Origin of the sequence: Candidatus Profftella armatura, assembly GCF_000441555.1 — a bacterium.
GTDB classification, from domain to species: Bacteria; Pseudomonadota; Gammaproteobacteria; order Burkholderiales; family Burkholderiaceae; genus Profftella; species Profftella armatura.
Window position 1 is genome coordinate 388,759 of sequence record NC_021885.1, and the last position, 20,193, is coordinate 408,951.

Genomic DNA, 20,193 nt, shown 5'->3' on the forward strand with positions numbered 1-20,193 from the left:
AAATAAAAATTTTTATAATTTTTATATATTATACATATTATATATAATAATTTATATATAATAAATGTGAATCAATTATATTTCGATACTTAATAAAGATTAATAAAGATCATAAAAATTTTATAATGATCATTTAATGATTATATAGATATTTAATTAAATTTTCAAGAGAAAGTAAAGTTTTAGTTTATTTTATTTTTTCATCTTAAACTAATTAAGTATAAATTTATGTAAAATACTTTAAAATTGTTGATTTTAAATTGATCATATTAATTTATTTAAATTTAATAAAAATTATTTTTTAATAGGTATAACAATAAGAAATAAATAATTTCTAGATAATTAATTTTTTAAAAATTACATAAAATATGACTCTTAAATTAGAAATATCTTGGAAATATCACTTACGAAAAGAATTTAGAAAACCGTATTGGAGGAAGTTGGCAAACTTTGTGCAATATGAATATGCAAATAAAATTTGTTTACCTGAAAGCCAATATATTTTTCGGGCATTTAATACAACACCTTTTGATTATGTTAAAGTTATTATTTTAGGTCAAGATCCTTATCATACACCAGGAATTGCTATGGGTTATTGTTTTTCTGTTCCAAATAACAGTAATTATATACCTCCCAGCTTAAGGAATATTTTTAAGGAAATGAAAAATGATATAGGTATTAAACGCTCTGAAACTGATTTAACGGATTTAGCAAAACAAGGTGTTTTTTTACTTAATAGTATATTAACTGTTTGCGCAGGAAAAGCTGGATCTCACTCAAAAAAGGGATGGGAATTTTTTACTGATAATGTTATTAAATGTTTATCAAATAAACATAAAAATTTATTGTTTATTTTATGGGGTAATTATGCTATTTCTAAAAAAATATATATTGATCAAAGTAAACATTATATAATTTTTTCTTCACATCCGTCTCCCTTTTCAGCAAATAAAGGATTTTTTGGTAGTCGTCCATTTTCGTTTACAAATAAATATTTAATTTCTAAAAATATTAATCCAATAAATTGGATTAATAAATAATTTTACATATTCTATCATTTTATATATCTATATTTTTAGCATGTAATGCATTTAATTCTATAAATTTACGTCTTAGTTCCACATTATCCCCCATTAGTGTCATAAAAATTTTATCAGCAGAAATTGCGTCTTTAATTTTAACTTTTAATAAGCAACGAATCATAGGATTCATAGTAGTCTCCCATAATTGTCCAGGATTCATTTCCCCAAGTCCTTTATAACGTTGTTTAATAACCATATTTTCAGCCTCATTTCTTAAATAATTAATTATTTTATAAAAATTATTGGCAGTATATTTTTTTATTTTTTCCCCTATACTTTTTTGAATAATAACTCCTTTTCCTATTATTTTTTTAAATGTACTAATAATAGAAACTAATTTTTTATAATCTTTATTATTTATAAAATTAATATCAATGATATAATTTTTCTTTTTAAGAAACTTTTTTTTAATATTAAGTAAATATTTATTATTTAGTTGATCAAATTCAACAATAATTTCAATATTTGAATCATTAAGTTTTTTAATTATTTTTTTTGCAAATTGTTCTGCATTTTCTCGTGTATCTAAATTTAAAATAACATCACTCATGATAGCTGATAATATAGAAATATCAATAATTTGCTTTAATCGATGAACAATTTCAATAGTTTTATTATACTTATCAATTAATTTAAAAAAATAATTTTCTTTAATAATATCTCCATTTTCAATAGAAATTAATTTAACATTTTTAAATGCAATTTTCAGCATATATCTTTCTTCCTCAATATCATCTCTTAAATAACATTCATTATTACCATATTTAATTTTATATAATGGAGGTTGCGCGATATATATATATCCATATTCTATCAATTTTGGCATTTTTCTATAAAAGAATGTTAATAAAAGAGCTCGAATATGTGCTCCATCAATATCCGCATCAGTCATAATAATAATTCGATGATATCGTAATTTTTCTAAATTAAATTCATTTTGCTCAATTCCAATTCCTAATGTAGAAATTAATGTTGTAATTTGTTCTGATAAAATTATTTTTTCAAAATGAGCTTTTTCAATATTCAAAACTTTACCTCTGAGAGGTAAAACAGCTTGAAATCTTCGATCTCTTCCTTGTTTTACTGATCCTCCAGCTGAATCTCCTTCTACAATATATAATTCACATAATTCTGGATTTTTTTCTTGACAATCAGCTAATTTTGTAGATAATTCAATATCATCTATTAAATTTTTTTTTCTAGTTAATTCTCTTGTTTTACGAGCTGCTTCTCTTGAACGTGCAGCTTCAATAATTTTTTCACAAATTAATTTTGATTCACCCGGGTTTTCTTGTAAAAAATCAAATAGTGTTTTTATTATAATTTCTTCTACTGGTTTTCTTACTTCACTAGAAACTAATTTATTTTTTGTTTGTGAATTAAATTTTGGATCAGGTATTTTTATTGATAATACACAAGTAAGTCCTTCACGTATATCCTCGCCTATAATTTCAATTTTCGATTTTTTAAGAAATTCATTTTCTTCTATATATTTATTAATAGCGCGAGTAATCCCAGAGCGTAAACCTGTTAAATGAGTTCCTCCATCCACTTGCAATATATTATTAGTAAAACAAAGTATATTTTCATTATAACTATTATTCCATTGCATAGATACATCTATATTGATATTATTTTTTTTTTCAGATATTTTATTACCTATAGCCTGAAATATAGTAGGATGTACAACTAACTTAGATTTATTGATATATGAAACAAAACCAGAAGTACCTCCTTTAAATTCAAAAATTTCTTTTTTTTTTATACGCTCATCAATTAAAGTTATGCATACTCCATTATTTAAAAATGAAAGTTCACGTATTCTTTTTTTTAAAATTTCATAATGAAATTCAATATTTGAAAAAATTTTTTCATCTACCCAAAAATGTATTTTTGTTCCTTGTTTATTTGTATCTCCTATAATTTTTATGGGTGAAACAGAAATTCCATTTATTGTTTTAATAATTCTATTTTGTAATACACCATATCTAAATTCCATATAATGTATTTTTTTATTTCTATTTATTGTTAATTGTAAAAATCTAGATAATCCATTAACACATGAAAGACCAATACCATGTAACCCACCAGATATTTTATAAGAATTTTTATTAAACTTACCTCCAGCATGTAACTCGGTCATTACAATTTCTGCCGCACTACGCTTTGGTTTATGTTTATCATCTATTTTAATGTCTATTGGAATACCTCTTCCATTATCAGAAATAGAAATTGAATTATCGGAATAAATGGTAACATTAATTTTAGTACAATATCCAGCTAATGATTCATCAATAGCATTATCTAATATCTCAAAAACCAAATGATGTAAACCGGTTCCATCAGAAGTATCACCAATGTACATTTCTGGTCTTTTTCGCACCGCCTCTAATCCCTCAAGTATTTGAATAGATGATGCGCTATAAGAAGATTCCTGTGTATCCTGTATATCATAAGAATTTTTATTTTTTAATAACATAATTTTTATTAAGAATTTTATAAAATTTTTCTAGAAGATTATTTAAATACGCATTGGCATTAAAGTATATTGAAAATTATTATCTTCCGGTATAGAAATTAATACAGATGATTTAGAATCACTTAATGAAATTATAATATTTTCATTTTTTAAATTATTAAGTATCTCAATTAAATAACTAATATTTAAACCAATATCCACATCTTTACCATTATAATTTATTTCTAATTCTTCAGAGGCTTTTTCTCTATTAGAACTGCTTACAGTTATTTTTAAATAATTGGGTTTAATAACTAAACGAACGCCTTTAAGTTTATCATTACTTATTATGGAAATTCGCTGTAATGATCGTAATAATTTATTCCTATTCACTAAAAAACTTTTTTCATATTTATTGCTAATAACATATTTATAATCTAAAAATTTTCCATCAATTAATTTTGAAATAATTTCAATATTAGAAAATATAATTTTAATTTGATTATTTGAAATTTTTAATTCAACAGGATTTTCTTTATTTTCTAATAAACGCTGTAATGTAAATACAGTTTTTCTTGGAATAATAATATCAGAACATGATGAAAATTTTTTATCTATATTAACTTGATAATATGTTAAACGATGACCATCACTCGAAACCGCGATAATATTTTTTTTTTGAAAAGATAATAATAAACCATTTAAATAATATCGAATATCTTGTTGTGCTATTGAAAAATAAACCATATTTAGAATACATTTGAGCGTCTTCTGAGATAATGTAAATTCAAAATCATATTTACTATTTAATGTCATAATTGGATATTCTTTAGCATCAAGAGTCTGTAATGTGAATTTTGATTTCCCAGATTTAATAAGCATATGTTTATTTTCTATATAAATAGTTACTTTTTCAGTTTCTGGTAACGAACGTAAAATATCAATAAATTTACGAGCTGCTACTATAATATTAATAGAACTATTTCCATAACCAACTGCAGTATATGTAGTTATCTGCACTTCTGTATCAGTGGATAAAAAAGATATTTTTTCACTATTTTTACAAACTAAAATATTCGATAATATCGGTAGTATATTTTTTTTTTCTACAATACTAATTACCATTTGTAATGGATGTAAAATTGCATTTTTTTCAGTATTTACTACTAATTGCATTACGTTCATTTCCTTATTTTATTTACTATAAATTTATTATACTTTTATTTTACGTAGTATTGATCGAAAATATTTATTTAATATATCTTTAGTTGAAAACTATTTTAATTGAATTTTTAAGTTTCTTAAATAATTACCGGGAACCGGAATCGAACCGGCACACTTTTCAGTGCAAGATTTTGAATCTCGTGCGTCTACCAATTTCGCCATCCCGGTTGCATTATAAACTTTTTATTGTATTATTTTTCAAGGTTAATTGCAAATAACAATACATTTAAATATTAAGTAAATTTTGTACAAATAAAATTTTTATTTTATGATAAACAATATAACTTTTATTATTAATTTGATATTTAATTTATAAATTATGAAATCAATTGAGATCTGCAATAAGTTTCTAAGTTTTTTTAAATCAAAAGGACACACTATCGTTCCTTCTTCTAGCTTAATACCCGATAATGATTCATCATTATTATTTACAAATTCTGGTATGGTACAATTTAAAGATGTATTTCTTGGAATAGAAAAGCGTAATTATTTACGCGCCACCTCAATACAACGCTGTCTTCGTGCCGGAGGTAAACATAATGATTTAGAAAATGTGGGATACACAAATTATCATCATACATTTTTTCAAATGTTAGGTAATTGGTCATTTGGAGATTATTTTAAATATGAATCTCTTCAATGGACCTGGGAATTATTAACTCAAATTTATGGTTTATCAATCGAAAGATTATGGATTACAGTGTACATAACAGACGATGAAACATATAATATATGGACCAATAAAATTGGTGTACCAAAAGAACGTGTAATACGCATTGGTGATAAAAAAAATTCACCATTATACACATCTGATAATTTTTGGCAAATGTCTGATACTGGACCTTGTGGTCCTTGTTCTGAGATATTTTATGATTGTGGTTCTACATTCCATGGAAATCCACCCGGAAGTAAAGAAAATTTTGGTAATCGTTATATTGAAATATGGAATAATGTATTTATGCAATTTAATAAAGAAATTAATCCAAAAACTGGATCTATTAAATTAACAAAATTACCAAAATATTGTGTGGATACTGGAATGGGATTAGAACGTTTAGCATCCATATTACAAAATGTTTATAATAATTATGAGACCGATTTATTCAAAACATTAATTAAAGCTGCTGCACGTGAAACTAATTGTAATAATTTAAAAAATAATTCTTTAAAGGTAATTGCAGATCACATTAGAGCTTGTGTTTTTTTAATTATTGATGGCGTTTTTCCAGGAAATGAAGGAAGAGGTTATGTATTAAGAAGAATTATTCGTCGAGCTATTCGTCATGGATATAAATTAGGTCAAAATTCAATATTTCTTTATAAATTAGTTAAAGATTTAATTTTTAATACCTATATAATTTATAAAGAATTAAAAATATCTGTAATTAAAATAGAAGAAATTCTTAAAAAAGAGGAAGAATGCTTCAGAAAAACCTTAAAATATGGAATAAAAATATTAGAAAATATTTTATTAACAAAACCAGATAAATTAGATGGAAAACTTGCATTTATACTTTATGATACTTATGGTTTTCCAATAGATTTAACTATTGACATTTGTAAAGAACATAATGTTTCTTTTAATAAAAATGATTTTATACTTGAAATGGAAAAACAACGTAATAATGCACGTTTAAATAGTAAATTTAAAGATATTAAATTAAACATAAATAATAATTATATTATTGATCAAGAAACTAAATTTATTGGTTATAAATTAAAAACATATACATCCAAAATAATAGGATTATATATCGACACTAATTCAGTAAAAACAATAAATATTAATCAAGAGGCTTTAATCATATTAGATATTACTCCGTTTTATGCTGAATCTGGTGGGCAAGCCGGTGACATAGGAACTATAAAAAATGATTTTGCACTATTTGTAGTTAATAATACAAAAAAAATAAAAAAAAATATTATATGTCATTATGGTATTTTAAAATACGGGATATTAAATATTAATAACAATGTTGTAGCATCGATTGATACATCTTATCGTAAAAAAATTACTAGAAATCATTCAGGCACACATTTATTAAATAGAGCTTTACGTGAAGTTTTAGGAGAAGATATAATACAAAAAGGATCATTTATAAATTCTAAGAAAATTCGTTTTGATTTTAATTACAATAAACCAATAAGTCATAAAAATATTCAAAAAATTGAAAAAATTGTAAATAAAGAAATTTTAGAAAATAATCCTATAAAAATTAAATTAATGTCATTTAATGATGCAATTAATTTTGGAGCAATAAGATTATTTAATAAAAAATATGATAAAAAAGTAAGAGTTGTATCAATTGGAAAATCTATTGAATTATGCGGAGGAACACACGTTAAATATACAGGAGATATTGGATTATTTAAAATAATTTCAGAAAATGGAATTTCTTCTGGAGTAAGACGTATTGAAGCAGTAACTGGTGAAAAAGCATTATTAGTAATGCAAAAATTAAGCAATATTTTTTATGAAATTACTTCTGAATTAAAATTACCCCCTGGAGAAATTAAAAAACATATCATAGATATGAAAAATAATATTAAACTATTTGAAAGTGAATTATATAAAATTAGATTTCAATTTATGTTAAATAAAATTAAAAGTTTATTACCTAATGTAATTAATATAAATGGTATTAAAGTATTAATATCAACATTAGATAATGTATATAACTTACCTATAAATAAAATAGTAAATGAATTAAAAAATCAATTGAAATATACTATATTTTTTTTTATTACCATAAAAGAAAAAAAAAATAATTTATTTGCTAGCGTAACCCCAGATTTAGTTAATAAAATAAAAGCTAATGAATTAATAAATTTTATTATAAAACAAATTGGGGGAAAAGGAGGAGGTAATCCAAATACAGCCCAGGGAACAGGAAGCAAAGATAAAAATTTTAAATATATTACAAAAAATGTAATAAATTGGATAAAAAAAAATAATTTTAATTAATAAAAATAAAAAGTAATTTCATAAAAATATTATATAAAATAAATTCTATTTTATCTTATATAATAATAAAGAAGCAAGCTAGACAGTCGCTGGTTATTTTAATAAAATTATAACGAGAGGAAGGTCCGGACTCCATAGAGCAAGATGGCGGCTAACAGCCGTCCGCCGAAAACTAAAGTATAAGGCGAGGAATAGGACCACAGAGACGAGCGTATTTAAATTACGGTGAAACGCGGTAACCTCCATCTGGAGCAATTCCAAATAGTACGCATTGATGTTGCTCGCGGAGCGTACGGGTAGGGAGCTTGAATGTTAAAGTAATTTAACATCTAGAAGAATGACTGTCATAACAACTGTTAAAACAAAATCCGGCCTATAAGCTTGCTTCAAAAGAAATAAAATTAATAAAAGATTTCAATATAAGTCAATAATATATCTTTTATTAAAAGATTTGATGAAAATGAATTATTTATAATTAATCGTTTTTCATGAAATTTTCTTAAAACATATAAAAGTCTATATTGATCAGTTTTTTCTTTTAATTGATTTAATTGATTTTTATAATGAGGGTAATAACGATTGGTATTAGTTATTTTTAATAGAAATAAATCATATACCCAACGTTGAATCCATTCAAAAATTATAAGAATAGGTATTTTTTGTAATTTTTCGGAAATATTTAATGCATATTCTATATCAGCTTCCATCAAAAATTCTTTCAATTTATTAATCAATAAATTATATTTTTTGTTTTTTGCATTATTAAATACTATCAATGGCCCCCCCCCTTGTTCTGATAATAAAATATCAGGATTGGAAACATTTTGTTGTTTAAGCCATTCTAATGATTCATCTCTACTAGGTGATTTTAATATAAATTTATAACATCTAGATAAAATCGTTTTTAATAAACTATCAATTTTATCACATAAAAGAATAAAAAAACTATTCAATGGAGACTCTTCTAGCATTTTTAATAATGCATTAGCTGCATTATTATTTAATGAATCAGCTGGGTGTAATAACACAATACGTATTTTAGAATAATGATTAGAAATATTTATAAAATTTGATAATTCTCTAATTTGATTAATTTTAATTTCTTTAGATTTATTATTTAAACTTTCATTTTTTTTGTGATTATCTAATAATGATTTTTCAAATATTTCTGGATGTACATATCTAAAATCTGGATGATTTTTTTTTAAAAACCATACGCAAGAATTACATTTATTACAAATATAATTATTTTCATCAAAATTTTCACATAACAATGATTGTATAAAAATATCTATTAAATATTTTTTTCCAATCCCTTTTTCCCCATAGAATAATATAGTATGAGGTAAATATAATCTTAATTTTTGTAATTTTCTCCAACTATCATGTTGCCAAGGATAAAGCATATTATTGTCATTGTTATTTTTCATTGTATATTATTTTCGCGAAGAAAATATAATAAAAATTTTTGTAATTGATTTTCTATATTTATAATAGATTCATTTGAGTTAATTATTCTAAAACGCATTGGAAATTTTTTTGCGAGACGTAAATATTCCATTCGAACAGAATGAAAAAAATCATTTTTTTTTGATTCAAATTTATCTAAAGACTTTATTATATTTAATCTATTTTTTGCTACTTCTAATGGTAAATCAAATAATAATGTTAAATCTGGTTTTATATTTGGATGAACCCATTTTTCTAGTATTTTAATTTTATTTCGTAAAATTCTTCTACCTCCTCCTTGATACGCAAAACTAGAGTCAGTAAAACGATCTGAAATAACACATATTCCTTTTTTTAATGCAGGTTTAATTACTCTTGAAATATGTTCACGTCTTGCGGCAAACATTAATAATGTTTCCGTTTCTGGATGCATTAGTTTATTTAATAATAAATTACGTAATACTTCTCCTAATGGAGTCCCCCCAGGTTCTCTTGTAAAAATCACATTTATATTAAATTTTTTTAATAATTCTATAACATACTTGATGTGTGTTGATTTTCCTGATCCATCAATTCCTTCAAAAGTAATAAATTTAGAAAAAAATTGATAATTATATTTAATTTTCATTTTTATAAAATTTTTAGAAAAATTATTTAGTTTAGTTTTTTTTAAAATTTATTAAATAAAAATAATTTTTTTTATTTAATAAATTTAAATTTTTAAATAAATTATACTGTATAAAATTTTTTATTAAATAAAAATTAATTTAATAAAAAATTTTTTGTTATTAATAATTTTAAAAGGTAAATAAAATTTATGAAAAAAAATAAATTTTTCAATAAGAATTGGATTTTTTTACAAAATAAATTATTTTGTAAATGCGTTAAAAATAATATTAAAAATTTTTTTATTCCTTTAACTAATTTCGGATTATTGGAATTTAGTGGTCATGATTCTACTTCATTTTTACATAATCAATTAACAAATAACGTCAAATATTTAAATACAGAAAAAACACAATTATCTGGCTATTGCTCATCAAAAGGTAAGTTATTAGTTACTATGATTCTTTGGAAAATTAATAATAAAATTGTACTTTTATTACCATATGAATTATTACCATCAGTTCACAAAAAAATAAAAATTTTTATTTTACGTTCTAAGGTTAAATTAAAAGATATTACTCATAAACATCTTATATTTGGTTTAATTGGAAAAAAAATGGCATATTTTTTACAAACTTGGTTTCAAAATTTACCAAAAAAACCTTATGATAAAATTGATAATATATTTGGTACTTTAATACGAATAACTGATTTTAATCAAATTCCACGTTATCAATGGATAACTAAAAATAATATTATCGGAATTAAAATATGGGAAATATTAAGTAAAAAATTTCCTATAGCTAATTCATTTGAATGGTCATTTTGTGATATAAAATCTGGAATACCTCAAATTACCTTAGAAACAAAAGAAAAATTTATACCCCAAATGATTAATTTTGAATTAATTGGTGGAATTGATTTTAAAAAAGGTTGTTATCCAGGCCAGGAAATTATTGCTCGTATTCAATATTTGCATAAAATAAAATATCGTATGATGTTAGCTGTAATTAATTTAACTAACGAAAATAAAGATTTTATTTTTCTTATTAAACCAGGTGTTAATATTTTTTCTGAAGAAAATTCAACAAAACCTTGTGGGAAAATTGTTAATTCTGTAAAAATAGAAACTAATAAAATTTATTGCCTCGTTAAAGTTAGGCTAGATTATGTAAAAAATAAAAAAAAAATTTATATTAATTTAGTTCATAAATTGTTATTAAAATTTCAAAGATTACCATATTTAATAGTAAATATTTAAGTATTTATAATACATTTAGAAGGATAAGGCATATTAGGAGATATTGTTAAAACTTCAAAACCATTTTTGGTAACTAATACAGTATGCTCCCATTGCGCTGAAAGACTTCTGTCTTTAGTTTTAATAGTCCATCCATCACTCATTTCTTTTATTTCTTTTCTTCCTTCATTAATCATGGGTTCTACGGTAAATATCATTCCAGTTTTTAGTTTTTCTAACGTTCCAGGAATTCCATAATTCATAACCCTTGGTTCTTCATGAAAATTTTTTCCAATTCCATGTCCACAAAATTCACGTACTACACTATATCCATATTTTTCTGCATGTTTTTGAATTGCATATCCTATATCACCTAAATGTATTCCTGGTTTAATTTTTACAATTCCAATCCACATACACTCAAAAGAAATATCACTTAAACGTTTTGCTACTAAAGAGGGTTCTCCAACATAGAACATTCTACTAGTATCACCATAATAACCATTTTTAATAACAGTAATATCAATATTTAAAATATCTCCCTTTTTAAGAATTTTATTTCCAGGTATACCATGGCAAACTACATCATTAACAGAAGTACAAATTGATTTTGGAAATGGTATACCCCCTTTTTGGGGACAATAATTTAAAGGAGCTGGTATAGTATTTTGTATATTAACCATATAATTATGACAAATTTCATTAATTTCTTCTGTAGTAACACCTGGCTTAATAAAAGGAGCAATATAATCCAAAACTTCTGCGCTTAATTTTCCTGCTATACGCATTCCTTTTATGTCATTATCATTTTTAATTGAGATTTTATGCATATATTTAATATTCTAAATAGTAATAAAAATTTTTAAAAAACTATAAAAAAATAACTGTTTAAATAATTTCATATTAAGTCAATATATTTATAGAATATATATTTTAATTAAAATTAAAACTTATTCTTTTGAAGAATGTATCCTATATAATATATATATATTTAAAATAAGTGTAAAATTTATAAAGATTATAAAAAACTATTTTCAACATAATATGACTAAAATAATATTTCTAATCTTAAAATAATATTTAAAAATTTATCTAATAATATTAACAATTTTGGAATACAATTATGTCAATTACAATACGTGAAATGTTAGAAGCTGGTGTTCATTTTGGACATCAAACTCGTTTTTGGAACCCAAAAATGTCATCTTATATTTTTGGTCATCGTAATAAAATTCATATCATAAATCTTGAAAAAACTCTGTATATGTATGAAAAAGCTATAAGATATATTTATCAATTAGGATTTAGTAAAGGTACACTTTTGTTTGTCGGAACAAAACGTCAGGCTCGGGGTGTCATAGCCAATGAAGCAGTACGAGCAGGTATGCCATTTATTGATCAACGTTGGCTTGGTGGTTTATTAACTAATTTTAAAACTATAAAAACATCAATTCAACGTTTAAAGGAAATGGATTTATTCATTACTAATGGTTCAATTAGAAAACTGAGTAAAAAAGAAGCACTATTATTTTATAGAAAACAAATAAAATTAAATAGAGTTATTGGTGGTATTAAAAATATGAACATTATTCCAGATGCTATTTTTATAATTGATGTTGGTTATCATAAAGGAGCTGTTTCTGAGGCGATCAAACTTAATATTCCAATAATTGGCGTAGTTGATACTAATCATTCTCCAGATGGAATTAATTATGTGATCCCTGGAAACGATGATTCAGCAAAATCAATTGCTTTATATACCAAAGGAATTGTTGATGCTTTTTTAGATGGTGTTCATGCAAATAAATTAATAAAATAAATAATATATTGTGAAATAAATTTTATAGGAAAAATATAATGATAAAAATTTCAGCCAAAACGGTTGGAGAATTGCGTTCAAAAACATTAGCTCCTATTATGGAATGTAAAAAAGCATTAATAGAAGCTAATGGTAAATTATCTAAAGCTGAAGAAATATTACGTATTAAATTAGGTAAAAAAATATTAAATATATCAAATAGAAACGCTAAAGATGGAGTAATAGCAATCTATATTTCTGAAAAAGTGGGTTCTTTAGTTGAGATAAATTGTGAGACTGATTTTGTTGCAAAAAATAATGAATTTATTAAATTTTCTAAAAAAATTGCTAAATTAATTACAGAAAATACACCAATTAATTTAGATCAACTTAATAACTTAAAAATAAAAAATAATTTATTAACTGTTGATGAAAAATGTAAAGAATTAATTAGTCGTATTGGTGAAAATATAAAAATACGTCGTTTTAAATTATTTAAAACAAATAATAATTTAATTTCTTATTTACACGACAATAAAATTGGAGTTATTGTCGAATATAATGGAGATAATGAATCAGCAGTAAAAGACGTTGCAATGCATATTGCCGCCATGAAACCAATTGCATTATCTTCGGACCAAATACCTAAAAAAATAATTGAAAAAGAATATTCTCTTGCGGTATTAAAAGCACAACAATTAGGTAAATCTATAAATTTAAATACAAAAATTATTGATAATTTTATGCAAAAATTTTTTAAAGAAGTATCATTATTAAATCAAATTTTCATTAAAAATAATAAACAAACTATTGAAAAAATGTTAAAATTAAATAAAATTACTATAAAATCCTTTTCAATATTTGTTCTTGGTGAAGATTTATAATTAATTTTTAAAAATTACATATTAAAATTTTATAATAGCATTATTTAATTTATATATGATAAAACCTATTTATAAACGTGTTCTTCTTAAATTATCAGGCGAAGCATTAATGAAGGGGGATGCTTATAATATTAATTCTTCTATCATTAAAAATATAATTTCTGAAATATCAGAAATTGTTTCTTGTGGAATAGAACTAGCTATTGTAATTGGTGGTGGTAATATTTGTAGAGGTATTTCAAATAAAATACAAAATATAGATCGCTCTACTGCTGATTATATGGGAATGTTGGCTACAATTATTAATTCTTTAGCATTATTTGATATATTAAATAAATCTGGAATTATATCCCATGTAATGTCTGCTATTAGTATTGAAAAATTTTTAGAATCATATATTCCTTTAAATGCAATTAAATATTTAGAAGAAGGAAAGGTTGTGATTTTTGCTGGAGGAACAGGAAATCCATTTTTTACAACAGATACTACTGCAGCGTTAAGAGCAGCAGAAATTAAAGCAGAAATTATACTTAAAGCAACTAAAGTTGATGGAATTTATAATTTTGATCCAAATAAATGTTTATCTGCAATTATTTATAAAAAAATTACTTTTGACGAGGTAATTTCTAAAAAATTGGAAATTATGGATTCAACTGCATTTTCTTTTTGTCGTGATCAAAAATTACCTATTAGAGTTTTTTCAATTATTAAATCAGGAGCATTAAAACGAGTAATAGAAGGAAAAAATGAAGGTACTTTAGTTTATGTATAATTTTTTATGATTTAATATAAAAACTATTTTATTAGTTTAGTTTTATAAAATTTAAATTTAATCTTAGGAAATTTATATTATGATAATTAGTGATATAAAAAAAAATACAAAACAAAAAATGTTAAATACTATAAAAATTTTAAAAGAAAATTTAAAAAAAGTTCGAACTGGACGTGCTAACATAGGTATGTTAGATAATATTCAAGTAAAATATCATGAACATTTAACGAAATTATTAAAAATTGCAAATATTACTTTATTTAATTCACATACTATAAGTATACAACCTTTCGAAAAAGAAATGAGCTCTATTATAAAAAAAGCAATTAATGAAGCTAATTTAGGATTAAATCCAACAATTCAAGGTAATATAATTTATGTATCAATTCCTCCATTAACAAAAGAACGAAGAGAAGAAATTGTGAAATTAATAAAAAATATAACAGAAGAAACTAAAATTTCTATTAGAAAAATAAGAAGAGATTCTAACGAAAACTTAAAGAAATTACTTAAAAATAAAATTTTATCTGTAGATAATGAGTATAGAGCTCAATATGATATACAAAAACTAACTGATAAATTTATTTTAGAAATAAATCAACTATTAATTAATAAAGAAAAAGAAATATTAACATTGTGATTATATTTTTAAAAATTATTTTTTTTAAAAATTTAATTAATAAATATTTTGATTAATTTTTTGTTTTTTTATATAAAATATTTAATTCATTTAATTGTTTTTCATCAACAATAGATGGTGCATTTGTAAGTAAACATTGTGCACTTTGAGTTTTTGGAAAAGCAATTACATCACGAATAGACTTAGATCCTGTCATTATTGTAATTAAACGATCCAACCCAAATGCTATTCCTCCATGCGGGGGTGCTCCATATTTTAATGAATTAAGTAAAAATCCAAATTGAGTTTTTACAATTTTATTATCAATATTTAATACTTTAAATATCTTTTTTTGTATTTCTGCATCATGAATACGAATTGACCCTCCTCCTATTTCCCAACCATTAATTATAAGATCATAAGCCTTAGAAAAAATCTTTTCTGGATTAGTAATAATAAAATCTTCATACCCATCCTTTGGGGCAGTAAAAGGGTGGTGTCTTGCTATCCAATTATTATTAATTTTATCATATTTAAACATTGGAAAATTAATAACCCATAAAGGATGCCACTTATTATTTAATATATTATTTCTTTTTCCAAAATCACTATAACCTATTTTAATACGTAATGCACTCATAAAATTATTAACAATATTTTTTTCGTCACCCCCTAAAAAAATTATATCACCATTTTGTGCCTCTGTTTTATTAATAATTTTTTCTAAAATTAAATTATTAAAATATTTAATAATTGGAGATTTTAAACCATCAAATTCTTTAGAAATTTTATGAATTTTAATGTATGTTAGTCCTTTTGCGCCATAAGTTTTTACAAATTGTGTATAATAATTTATTTCATTACGTGAGATAGAAAATCCACCGGGTATTTTTAAACCAATTATGCGGCCATTTTTCATGTTAGCAATTTTAGAAAAAAGTTTAAAATCAGAATCTTTCATTATATTTGTTAAATCTGTAAAAATTAATTTTATACACATATCTGGTTTATCTGATCCATATAATTTTATAGCAGTAGACCATTCAATAACTGGAAATGGATTTGGTAATTTAATATTAAGTGTTTTATAAAAAATAACACGAATCATTTCTTCAAAAAGATTTCGTATTTCTTCCTCGTTCATAAATGAAGTTTCACAATCAATTTGCGTAAACTCAGGTTGACGATCAGATCTTAAATCTTCATCACGAAAGCATTTTGTAATTTGATAATAACGATCAAAATTTGCAACCATTAATAATTGTTTAAATAATTGAGGGGATTGTGGAAGAGCAAAAAATTCTCCTGGGTTGATTCGTGACGGGACTAAATAATCACGCGCACCTTCTGGCGTTGATTTACTTAATATAGGGGTTTCAATCTCAATAAATTTCTTAGAATCTAAAAATTTTCTTACTTCCATTGTTACCTTATATCGTAATCGTAAATTTTTTTGCATATGTTTATAACGCAAATAAAGTACACGATATTTTAAATTAGTAACTTCTAATATATTTTTTTCGTCTATTTGAAATGGAAGAGTAATTGAGGAATTTAATATTTTTAATTCCCTGCATAATATTTCAATATTTCCAGATATTAAATTAGTATTATTAGTTTTATTAGGTCTGCTACACACTTTTCCAATAATTTGTAAACAAAATTCATTACGAATGATTTTAGCAATTTTATATATTTTTATATCATTCGGATCGAAAACTATCTGAACTAATCCTGTATAATCACGTAAATCTATAAAAATAATTCCACCATGATTACGTTTACGATGTACCCATCCACACAAACTAATAACCTGGTCAAGTAATTTTTCCGTGATATTGCCGCAATAATGTGTTCTCATGTTATTAACATACTTATTCAAAAATTAAATTTATTGATAATAATTTAAAATTTATTTAAAATTATGTTTTTATTATACACTTAATATAAATTTAAATTAACAATTTAAATTAAATTTATTTATAAAGTTAATTTTTTTGTTTTACTAGTAAATATTTGTATAAATTTTATTTGTTGGGGTATAAAAGTATGATGGTTTTATATTCAGGAACAACTTGTCCATTTTCTCAAAGATGTCGTTTAGTTTTATTTGAGAAAGGAATGGATTTCGAGATTCGTGATATTGATCTTTTCAATAAACCAGATAATATTTTTAGAATGAATCCATATGGTCAAGTACCTATATTAGTTGAACGTGATCTAATTTTATATGAGTCAAATATTATTAATGAATATATTGATGAACGCTTTCCTTATCCTCAATTAATGTCATCAGATCCATTAATGAGAGCTAGAGCTAGATTAATGTTATTAAATTTTGAAAAAGAAATATTTATTCATTTATATATGTTAGAAAATGAAAGAAATAAAACCTCCATAAAAGGATATAAAAGAGCACGAGAAGAAATTCGTGATCGTTTAATCACTTTAGCTCCATTGTTTTTAAAGAATAAATATATGTTAGGTGATGAATTTTCAATGTTAGATGTGGTAATAGCTCCCTTATTATGGCGTCTTGATTATTATGGTATAAATTTATCAAAATCCGCTTCTCCTTTAATAAAATATGCTGAAAGAATTTTTTCTCGTCCATCTTATATGGAGTCTCTAACTCCAGCAGAAAAAATTATGCGTAAATAACTAATTTTATAAAAAATATTTTATTTTTATTTTATTTTTGCATTTTTAAGATATCATTTTATAATAGAAAATATTACAAAATATTTCTCATGTAAGATTTACATTAAATTATATTAATTAGTGTATTATTATATTAATTAGTGTATTATTATATTAATTAGTGTATTATTATATTAATTAGTGTATTAATAAAAATTATACCATCATACTATACTATTAAAATTTGTTGTTAAAAAATATACTAAATATTAGTGCGGCTGATAACTATAAAACTATAACTTAAATTTAAATAAAAATTTTGTTTCTTTAATTTATATTTTAATGGTATTATTGAAAAAATATTTATACCATAAGTTTTATATAATTTAAAAATGTAATGCTGGCTTAGCTCATCTGGTAGAGCGCCTGACTTGTAATCAGGGGGTAGTAGGTTCAAGTCCTACAGCCAGCACCAAAATAAATAAAAATTCTTAAAAATTATTTTTTATTAATTTTATAAAAATTTTTTTATTTTTATGTATCATTATAAAAGTGTCCTAATTTTTTAGCTTTTGTGTTTAGGTAATGATTATTAAAAGGATTTCTGTTTACTAAAATAGATATACGCTCAACTACAGTAACACCAAATTCTTTTAAAGCAGCTACTTTATTAGGATTATTAGTCATTAATCTAACTTTATTTATACCAAAATGAATAAACATTGACTTAAGATTTTTATAATCTCTCTGATCATCCGCAAATCCTAATTTTTGATTAGCTTCTACTGTATCAGCTCCCTCATCTTGTAATTTATAAGCTCGTAATTTATTAATTAAACCAATACCTCTTCCTTCTTGGCGTAAATAAAATAATGCACCTTTATTTTCTAAAGCAATTTTTTTTAATGCCATTTCTAATTGAGCGCCACAATCACAGCGTTGACTAAACATAGCGTCTCCAGTTAAACATTCCGAATGAACTCTTATAAGTATTGTTTCAAAATTACTTAAAACGCCTAGTGTAATTGCCAAATATTCTTTTCCTGTTATATCAACAAATGCATGTAATTTAAAAATAGCCCAAGGTGTTGGTAAATTACAAGTAGTGACATACTTCAGAGTTTCTTCATTAGATAACATAAAAACCTCAAAAATAAAATATATAAAGTAACTCTGAAAAATTATATTTTATTTTTTATTAAATGAATAATAAAAAATTTTTTAATTGAATATATGTTTGTACAAAAATATAATTTATCAAAATTATATGAACTAATTTAATTTTTTTAAATAATTTTGTATAAGTTTATAAAATATAATATATTAAATTAAATTAATGTCGTAATTATTTAGTAATCAAATTATTTTAAATCTAATAATTTTATATAAATAAAATGTATATACATAATTTTTATTAATTATTTAAAATTTTATTAATGAATTTTCTATTTAATTTAGGAGATAATAATTTTATAAAAGAATAAACATAACTACGTAAATAAGTACCTTGTTTAATTATTACACGTGATATAGTAGTACCAAATAAATGACTAGCTGAAATTGAACGAAGATTTTTATCCCGATTAGAATCAAATGCTATGCTAGCAATAATACCAATACCCATACGCAACTCGACATATGTTTTAATAATATCAGAATTTATTGTTTCTAAAACAATATAAGGAGTAAGTTTTTGAAGAGAAAATTCACGATCAAGTTTAATTCTACCTGAAAATGATAAATCATATGTTATTAATGGATAATTTGATATTTCTTTTAAAGAGATAGAATTTAATAAAAGTAAAGGATGATCTAATGGTACTATAATAACATATTCCCATTGATAACAAGGTATAGAAATTAATTTATCACTAGGAGATAATATTTCAGTAACGATTGCAATATCAGCTTGATCATTTCGTATCATTTCTGTAATTTGTTTAGGATTACCCTGTAATAAAGATAATTTAACTTTTGGAAATTGAATAGTAAATTCTTTTATAATTTTAGGTAATGCATAACGCGCTTGCGTGTGAGTAGTTGCAATAGTTAAATTTCCAGTATCATACGCAGAAAATTCTTTACCTATTTTTTTTAAACCTTCTATTTCTTGCATAATTATTTCAATTGAACGTAATATAGCTTGACCAGGTTTTGTCAGTCCGCGAATTCTTTTTCCATGACGTATAAAAATATCGATACTTAATTCTTCTTCAAGTTCAATAATTGCTTTTGATACACCAGGCTGGGAAGTATATAAAGCTTTAGCCGCCTCTGTTAAATTAAAATTTTGTCTAACAGCCTCTCGAACGAAACGAAATTGATGAAGATTCATCGTATATTTTCTCTATATTTTAATAAAATTTAAATAATATTTTTATTGTTTTTAAATAAATAAATTTGTAATTTTTTATTATTATAAGTAAATAAATACTAATTCGTTTAGAATAAAAAAA

General features: G+C 23.3%; 16 protein-coding genes, 2 tRNA genes and 1 other RNA gene. 10 read left to right on the forward strand and 9 right to left on the reverse strand.

Annotated elements, in window-relative coordinates; all coding sequences use genetic code 11:
- Positions 1-368 precede the first annotated feature (368 nt).
- Positions 369-1,040: a uracil-DNA glycosylase gene (locus SSDC_RS01650; protein ID WP_020915578.1), complete on the forward strand. Its 672-nt coding sequence runs from the start codon at positions 369-371 to the stop codon at positions 1,038-1,040.
- Between the two features lie 19 nt (positions 1,041-1,059).
- On the opposite strand, the gene gyrB is transcribed toward SSDC_RS01650, so the two are convergent.
- The 3 genes from gyrB to SSDC_RS01665 all read right to left on the reverse strand — a co-directional run bounded on the left by gyrB (position 1,060) and on the right by SSDC_RS01665 (position 4,932).
- Entirely contained in the window at positions 1,060-3,561 is a 2,502-nt protein-coding gene (gene gyrB / locus SSDC_RS01655) for a DNA topoisomerase (ATP-hydrolyzing) subunit B (RefSeq protein ID WP_020915579.1), read from the reverse strand.
- Positions 3,562-3,603: 42 nt separating this feature from the next.
- The gene (dnaN, locus tag SSDC_RS01660) at positions 3,604-4,725 is read right to left on the reverse strand and encodes a DNA polymerase III subunit beta (RefSeq protein ID WP_235443391.1); all 1,122 of its coding nucleotides are present in this window, start codon (positions 4,723-4,725) and stop codon (positions 3,604-3,606) included.
- 125 nt (positions 4,726-4,850) lie between these two features.
- Positions 4,851-4,932, reverse strand: a tRNA-Leu gene (locus tag SSDC_RS01665).
- Between the two features lie 151 nt (positions 4,933-5,083).
- On the opposite strand from SSDC_RS01665, the gene alaS reads away from it, so the two are divergent.
- Together alaS and rnpB are read left to right on the forward strand one after the other, a co-directional pair.
- Positions 5,084-7,729 (forward strand): alanine--tRNA ligase, encoded by a 2,646-nt coding sequence (gene alaS / locus SSDC_RS01670; RefSeq protein WP_020915581.1) that lies wholly within the window; start codon positions 5,084-5,086, stop codon positions 7,727-7,729.
- 70 nt (positions 7,730-7,799) lie between these two features.
- Positions 7,800-8,121, forward strand: an RNA gene (gene rnpB, locus SSDC_RS02015) — RNase P RNA component class A.
- Positions 8,122-8,130: 9 nt separating this feature from the next.
- Here rnpB and SSDC_RS01675 read toward each other — a convergent pair.
- Positions 8,131-9,159 (reverse strand): DNA polymerase III subunit delta', encoded by a 1,029-nt coding sequence (locus SSDC_RS01675; RefSeq protein WP_020915582.1) that lies wholly within the window; start codon positions 9,157-9,159, stop codon positions 8,131-8,133.
- The gene (tmk, locus tag SSDC_RS01680; protein ID WP_020915583.1) at positions 9,156-9,806 is read right to left on the reverse strand and encodes a dTMP kinase; all 651 of its coding nucleotides are present in this window, start codon (positions 9,804-9,806) and stop codon (positions 9,156-9,158) included. The genes SSDC_RS01675 and tmk overlap by 4 nt, the downstream gene beginning before the upstream one ends.
- A gap of 189 nt (positions 9,807-9,995) precedes the next feature.
- Here tmk and ygfZ point away from each other — a divergent pair, with 189 nt between their 5' ends.
- Positions 9,996-11,045 (forward strand): CAF17-like 4Fe-4S cluster assembly/insertion protein YgfZ, encoded by a 1,050-nt coding sequence (gene ygfZ / locus SSDC_RS01685; protein WP_020915584.1) that lies wholly within the window; start codon positions 9,996-9,998, stop codon positions 11,043-11,045.
- Here the strand turns inward: ygfZ and map are convergent.
- Complete coding sequence (gene map / locus SSDC_RS01690) at positions 11,042-11,854, reverse strand: type I methionyl aminopeptidase (RefSeq protein WP_020915585.1); 813 nt, start codon at positions 11,852-11,854, stop codon at positions 11,042-11,044. The genes ygfZ and map overlap by 4 nt on opposite strands.
- Before the next feature lie 293 nt (positions 11,855-12,147).
- On the opposite strand from map, the gene rpsB reads away from it, so the two are divergent.
- The 4 genes from rpsB (at position 12,148) to frr (ending at position 15,118) form a co-directional block, all read left to right on the forward strand.
- A complete protein-coding gene (gene rpsB / locus SSDC_RS01695; RefSeq protein WP_020915586.1) occupies positions 12,148-12,843 on the forward strand; it encodes a 30S ribosomal protein S2 in 696 nt (231 codons plus the stop codon).
- Between the two features lie 38 nt (positions 12,844-12,881).
- Positions 12,882-13,706, forward strand: a complete 825-nt coding sequence (gene tsf / locus SSDC_RS01700) for a translation elongation factor Ts (RefSeq protein WP_020915587.1) — start codon at positions 12,882-12,884, stop codon at positions 13,704-13,706.
- 55 nt (positions 13,707-13,761) lie between these two features.
- Positions 13,762-14,478 carry a UMP kinase gene (gene pyrH / locus SSDC_RS01705; protein ID WP_020915588.1) on the forward strand — a complete coding sequence of 239 codons (717 nt, stop codon included), beginning with the start codon at positions 13,762-13,764 and terminating at the stop codon, positions 14,476-14,478.
- 79 nt (positions 14,479-14,557) lie between these two features.
- Positions 14,558-15,118 (forward strand): ribosome recycling factor, encoded by a 561-nt coding sequence (gene frr, locus SSDC_RS01710; protein WP_020915589.1) that lies wholly within the window; start codon positions 14,558-14,560, stop codon positions 15,116-15,118.
- Positions 15,119-15,170: 52 nt separating this feature from the next.
- Here the strand turns inward: frr and aspS are convergent, their stop codons facing one another.
- A complete protein-coding gene (gene aspS, locus SSDC_RS01715) occupies positions 15,171-16,958 on the reverse strand; it encodes an aspartate--tRNA ligase (protein WP_041193058.1) in 1,788 nt (595 codons plus the stop codon).
- Positions 16,959-17,146: 188 nt separating this feature from the next.
- Between aspS and SSDC_RS01720 the strand changes: the two genes are divergently transcribed.
- Positions 17,147-17,758 (forward strand): glutathione S-transferase N-terminal domain-containing protein, encoded by a 612-nt coding sequence (locus SSDC_RS01720; RefSeq protein ID WP_020915591.1) that lies wholly within the window; start codon positions 17,147-17,149, stop codon positions 17,756-17,758.
- 378 nt (positions 17,759-18,136) lie between these two features.
- Positions 18,137-18,212, forward strand: a tRNA-Thr gene (locus tag SSDC_RS01725).
- A gap of 59 nt (positions 18,213-18,271) precedes the next feature.
- On the opposite strand, the gene ribA is transcribed toward SSDC_RS01725, so the two are convergent.
- Both ribA and SSDC_RS01735 read right to left on the reverse strand, forming a co-directional pair.
- A complete protein-coding gene (gene ribA, locus SSDC_RS01730; RefSeq protein WP_020915592.1) occupies positions 18,272-18,877 on the reverse strand; it encodes a GTP cyclohydrolase II in 606 nt (201 codons plus the stop codon).
- A gap of 274 nt (positions 18,878-19,151) precedes the next feature.
- The gene (locus SSDC_RS01735; RefSeq protein ID WP_020915593.1) at positions 19,152-20,072 is read right to left on the reverse strand and encodes a CysB family HTH-type transcriptional regulator; all 921 of its coding nucleotides are present in this window, start codon (positions 20,070-20,072) and stop codon (positions 19,152-19,154) included.
- Positions 20,073-20,193 lie beyond the last annotated feature (121 nt).